The sequence below is a fragment of the Bradyrhizobium sp. genome, from assembly GCF_049798375.1.
Classification (GTDB): Bacteria; Pseudomonadota; Alphaproteobacteria; order Rhizobiales; family Xanthobacteraceae; genus Bradyrhizobium.
In genome coordinates, this window is sequence record NZ_JBARGP010000189.1 from 1 (window position 1) to 5514 (window position 5514).

General features: G+C 64.5%; 4 protein-coding genes and 1 pseudogene. 3 read left to right on the forward strand and 2 right to left on the reverse strand.

All coding sequences use genetic code 11. The features are described from left to right. Positions 1-163: 163 nt before the first annotated feature. Complete coding sequence (hisS, locus tag WA702_RS07990; RefSeq protein WP_425109987.1) at positions 164-1729, reverse strand: histidine--tRNA ligase; 1566 nt, start codon at positions 1727-1729, stop codon at positions 164-166. Between the two features lie 108 nt (positions 1730-1837). Beyond that, positions 1838-2911: a branched-chain amino acid aminotransferase gene (locus WA702_RS07995; protein WP_425109990.1), complete on the reverse strand. Its 1074-nt coding sequence runs from the start codon at positions 2909-2911 to the stop codon at positions 1838-1840. A 389-nt stretch (positions 2912-3300) separates the two neighbouring features. Here WA702_RS07995 and WA702_RS08000 point away from each other — a divergent pair, with 389 nt between their 5' ends. The 3 genes and pseudogenes from WA702_RS08000 to WA702_RS08010 form a co-directional block, all read left to right on the forward strand. Continuing rightward, the gene (locus tag WA702_RS08000) at positions 3301-3909 is read left to right on the forward strand and encodes a MarR family winged helix-turn-helix transcriptional regulator (protein ID WP_425109988.1); all 609 of its coding nucleotides are present in this window, start codon (positions 3301-3303) and stop codon (positions 3907-3909) included. Beyond that, positions 3906-4637, forward strand: coding sequence for a response regulator (locus WA702_RS08005; RefSeq protein WP_425109989.1), 732 nt, complete (start codon positions 3906-3908; stop codon positions 4635-4637). Before WA702_RS08000 ends, WA702_RS08005 begins: the two co-directional genes overlap by 4 nt. A gap of 297 nt (positions 4638-4934) precedes the next feature. Next, positions 4935-5514: pseudogene (locus WA702_RS08010) on the forward strand (two-component sensor histidine kinase); the annotation flags it as partial.

Consider the following 5514-nt stretch of genomic DNA (forward strand, 5'->3'; position numbering starts at 1 on the left):
GTGCGGCCGGCGGCCATGTTCACGGTGATCTCGGGCATCGTGTCACTCCCTATCTATTCTCGTCGTGGCCGGGCTTGTCCCGGCCATCCACGTTCTTCTTATCAAACAAGACGTGGATGCCTGGCACAAGGCCGGGCATGACGCCTGAGCAAAATGGGCGAGCCTATCCCCACTTCACATCATGGCGAGCAAGCACCTCGCGCACCCCAGCGACGAGTTCGTCCTCCGGACAAGAGAATTGCGCCGGGCGGCTCTCGCGCCATTCCTGGTTGGAGGCGATTGCGGCCGCCGCCTTAGCGCCCTCGATCAAATCCTTGATCTGCACCTCGCCGCGCGCCTTCTCGTCCGAGCCCTGGATGATGACGCAGGGCGCGTTGCGGCGGTCGGCATATTTGAGCTGGTTGCCCATGTTCTTCGGGTTGCCGAGATAGAGCTCGGCGCGGATGCCGTGGTTGCGCAGCTTCGCGACCATGGCCTGGTAGTCCGCGACGCGATCGCGGTCGAACACGGTGACGACGACAGGACCGGAGGCTGGTGTCGTGTCGAGCTTGCCGATCAGGGTCAGCGCCGCCTGCAGGCGGGAGACACCGATGGAGAATCCGGTCGCCGGCACCGGCTCGCCGCGGAAGCGCGAGACCAAGCCGTCATAGCGCCCGCCACCACCGACCGAGCCGAACCGCACCGGGCGGCCCTTCTCGTCCTTGGTCTCAAGCAGCAGTTCGACCTCAAACACGGGACCCGTGTAGTATTCGAGGCCGCGCACCACGGAGGGCTCGACGCGAACCCGGCTGTAGCCATAGCCGGCCGCGCTGCACAGCTTTGCGATCTCAGTCAGTTCGTTGATGCCATCCGCAAAGGCGGCGGACGACATGAACAATGTGTGTTGCGCGACAGCCCCGAGCACCGATGCGTTGAACTGCAGGTCCTGCTCCTCGTTTTCGAAAGTGGGCTCGGCAACTTTCATCTCGAAGAAGGCCAGCAGAGAGGAGATCTGATCTTCCGTCAGCCCTGCGCCCTTGGTGAAGTCGCCCTTGCCCTCTTCGCCGCCATCCCAGCGGCCCGCGCCGAGCAGCTTCCTGATCTCGGCCATCGGAAACTTGTCAGCCTTGTCGATGGCGCGCAGCACGGTGAGCCGGCGGCCGGCATGCTCGTCACCGCCGATGCCGATCGCGTCCATCACGCCGTCGAGCACCTTGCGGTTGTTGACCTTCACGACATAGGAGCCGCGCGGAATGCCGAGCGCTTCCATGGTGTCGGCCGCCATCATGCACATCTCGGCATCCGCCGCCGGCGAGCCGGAGCCGACCGTGTCGGCGTCGAACTGCATGAACTGGCGGAAGCGGCCGGGGCCAGGCTTCTCGTTGCGGAAGACCCAGCCGAAGCGGTAGCTGCGATAGGGCAGCACCAGCGCGTCGGTGCCGTAGCGCTCGCCGACATAGCGCGCCAGCGGCGCGGTGAGATCGTAGCGCAGCGAGATCCACTGCTCGTCATCGTCCTGGAACGAGAACACGCCTTCGTTCGGACGATCCTGATCGGGCAGGAACTTGCCGAGCGCGTCGGTATATTCGAACGCCGGCGTCTCCACCGGCTCGAAGCCGTAGCGCTCATAGACGGCGCGGATCTTCTCGACCATTTCGCGCGTGGCGGCGATCGCTGCGGGACCGCGATCCTCTAGCCCGCGCGGCAGCCGCGCCTTCAGCTTCTGGGGTTTTTTGGATTTATCGGACATGGCCGGTTGCTAGCACGTAGGGTGGGCAAAGCGAAGCGTGCCCACCATGACCAGACGGGATAGGTTCGGTGAGCACGGCGCAAGAGCGCCTTTGCCCACCCTACTCAGTCACAGGACCTTCCGGATCCAGTTGTGCGGATCCGGCGCGCGGCCGTACTGGATATCGACCAGCTGCTTGCGCAGGCCCATGGCGACGGGGCCGGCCTCGCCGCCATTGATGAGGACATCGCCGCTCGCCGAACGGACCTTGCCGATCGGCGAGATCACGGCCGCGGTGCCACAGGCAAAGGCTTCTTTCAGCCTGCCGCTCTTGGCGTCCGCCCGCCACTGGTCGATCGAATAGGCCTCCTCGCGCACGACCGTGCCGGCATCCCTTGCCAGCGCGATGATCGAGTCGCGGGTAATGCCGGGCAGGATGGTGCCGAGCGGCGGCGTCGAGAGCGAGCCGTCCTCGAACACGAAGAACACGTTCATGCCGCCGAGCTCCTCGACATATTTGCGCTCCAGCGCATCGAGGAACACGACCTGGTCGCAGCCGTGCTCGATCGCCTCGGCCTGCGCCCGCAGGCTCGCGGCGTAGTTGCCGCCGCATTTGACCGCGCCGGTGCCGCCGACTGCGGCGCGCGTGTAGTTCTCCGACACCCAGATCGAAACCGGCGCCGGACCGCCCTTGAAATAGGAGCCGACCGGCGAGGCGATGACGGCGAAGATGTATTCCGCCGACGGCTTCACGCCGAGGAACACCTCGCTCGCAATCATGAAGGGGCGCAGATAAAGGCTGCCCTCGCCGCCCGGGATCCAGGCGCGGTCGATGCGCACGAGTTGCTCGACCGCCTCGGTGAAGATCGCCTCGGGCACCGGCGCCATCGCCATGCGGTCAGCCGAATTGTGGAAGCGCCGCGCATTGGCATCGGGGCGGAACAGGTTCACACCGCCATCCTCGCGCTTGTAGGCCTTCAGGCCTTCGAAAATCTCCTGGGCGTAATGCAGCACGGCCAGCGCCGGATCGAGCGGGAAATTCGCCCGTGCCTCGACGCGCGCATCGTGCCAGCCCTTGGCCTGGTTGTAGCGGACGATCGACATATGGTCGGTGAAGACCCGACCGAAGCCCGGATCCCTGAGCTTGGCCGTCCGGTCCGCCTCTGACGTCGGGGCCGAGGAGGGCTGAATATCGAAGCTCAGGTTCGTCCCTGCCGAATCCGGCCTGACGTCTGCGGGGCTACTCGCCCGATTGCGGGCTGTATTATCCAACGAAACCGCCATGGTCTCCTCCCGGATCATCACGCCAGACGCGCATCTTTCGCGCAGCCGGCGGGGTTTCAAGTGATCTGGACCGGCCTTACCACGCCAACAGTCCGGGGGGACATGCTTTTGCGGAGGGCCAAAGTCCAGTATGTTTGCCGAAATGCCGCTCGACAATGACACGGTCAATCAATGCGCGGCCCTTGCCGCCCCACGGGGTTGCTTCAGGTCGACGCGGAACGTCGTGAAGACGTCGCTCAGGGGACGAAACGATCTAAAATTTCGTCGTCAGCGATTGTTTTGTAACATTGAACCTCAGAAACGTCAATATGGCTGACATAAATTTCTTGAGCTCCGCATCCCCCGGCGATTCCCGCGCCGCCGAGCCGCAGGGCGCAGGCGCAACAGATCACCGCCATTTGCGCTGGGACATCATCGAGCTGTTGTTCTTCGCCTACCGCGATTTCGTCGGTGACGCCGACCATGAGCTGGAGGCGTTCGGTTTCGGCCGCGCCCATCACCGCGTGATGCACTTCGTCACCCGCTATCCCGGCTTGAAGGTCGCCGACCTCCTTGACGTGCTGCGCATCACCAAGCAGTCGCTCGGGCGGGTGTTGAAGCAGTTGCTCGACGAAGGCTACATCGTGCAGAAGACCGGCAATGCCGACCGGCGGCAGCGCCTTCTTTTCGCCACCGCCAAAGGCGAGGCGCTGGTGGCGAAGCTTGCCGGACTGCAGACCCGGCGCATCGAGCATGCGCTGGCCGAGATCGGGCCGTCCGCGGCCGAGCCGGTCCGGCACTTCCTGCGTGCGATGATCGATCGCGACGATCCGGACAAGGTGCTGGAAACGATCTTCAAGACGCCCATGAATCCTGCAAGTAATTCTGCAAGTAGTCCTGCAAGCAATCCTGCAAGCCCGACCACCGCAAAGGAGTGATCGTGCCGCTCGCCGCCATCGCCTCTCATCCGCCGCAGACCCCTGCCGACGACGCGCCGCATCTTCTGCTCGTCGATGACGATCGGCGTATTCGCGACCTGCTGTCGCGCTTCCTACGCGCCGAAGGTTATCGCGTCACCACCGCGATGAGCGCGAGCGATGCCCGAGCCAAGCTCACCGGGCTGCATTTCGATCTGCTCATCCTCGACGTGATGATGCCGGGCGAGACCGGCTTCGATCTGGCCCGTTCGATCCGCACCGCGTCCTCGGTGCCGATCGTGATGCTGACCGCCCGCTCCGAGCCGGAAAGCCGGATCGAGGGCCTGCAGATCGGCGCTGATGATTATGTCGCCAAGCCCTTCGAGCCGCGTGAGCTCGCACTGCGGATCGGCAATATCCTCAAGCGCGCCGCGCCGCCGCCGGCTGCGGAGACGGTCGAGCAGGTCAGCTTCGGGCCTTACATCTATCATCTAAGCCGCGGCGAATTGCGCCAAGGCGAGGAGACCATCCATTTGACCGACCGCGAGCGCGAGATGATGAAGATCCTCGCGACCTCGCGCGGCGAGACCGTGCCGCGCGGCGCGCTGACGGGCAACGGCACCGTCAACGAGCGCGCGGTCGACGTGCAGATCAACCGTCTGCGCCGCAAGATCGAAACCGATCCTGCCAATCCGCTGTTCCTCCAAGCGGTCCGCGGCATCGGCTATCGGCTGATGGTGTCGGCGTAGTTGGAGTCGACGTCGCTAGGACAGCTACCATGATGATGCGCGAAGCGACCGACCCCACCGCCAGGCAATCGGTGCACCCTCTCCCCTTGTGGGAGAGGGTGGTTTCAAACGAAGTTCGAAACCGGGTGAGGGGTTCTCTCCTCCTCGCAAATCGGCGATTGCGGCACGAACCCCTCACCCCAGCATTCATGCCGCTGGCAGCGGCGATGCCCTCTCCCGCAAGGGGAGAGGGCGCAGTCATGCGCATCGCACGCCGCGGATCATTCAGAACTTGTCGTCCTTAGGCGCCCACCTCACATGACCACGCTCGACACCGGCCTCACTTTCATCCGCACCGCCTCGCGGCGCGTCTCCGCTGCCAATGGCTGGATGGGCAATGCATTCAAGAGCTGGATGCCGACCGGGCTCTATGCCCGCGCGCTACTGATCATGATCGTCCCGATGGTGATCCTGCAGACGGTGGTGGCGGGCGTCTTCATGGAGCGGCACTGGAACACGGTGACACGGCGGCTGTCGGCCGCGGTGGTGCAGGACATTGCGGCGCTGATCGATGTCTATAAGGCCACGCCGCAGGACAAGGATCACACGATGCTCCGCCGCATCGCCCAGCAGCGGCTCAACCTGGTGGTCGACTTCCTGCCCCCCGGCGATATCCCGCCGCCGGGGCCCAAGCCGTTCTTCAACCTGCTCGACCAGTCGCTGTCGGGACAGATCGGCCGCCAGATCAGTCGGCCCTACTGGATAGACACTGTCGGCCGCTCCAATCTGGTCGAGATCCGCATCGCGCTCGGTGACTCCGTGATGCGGGTGTTCGCGCAACGCAGCGCGGCCTACGCCTCCAACACCGACATCTTCCTGTTCTGGATGGTCGGCACCT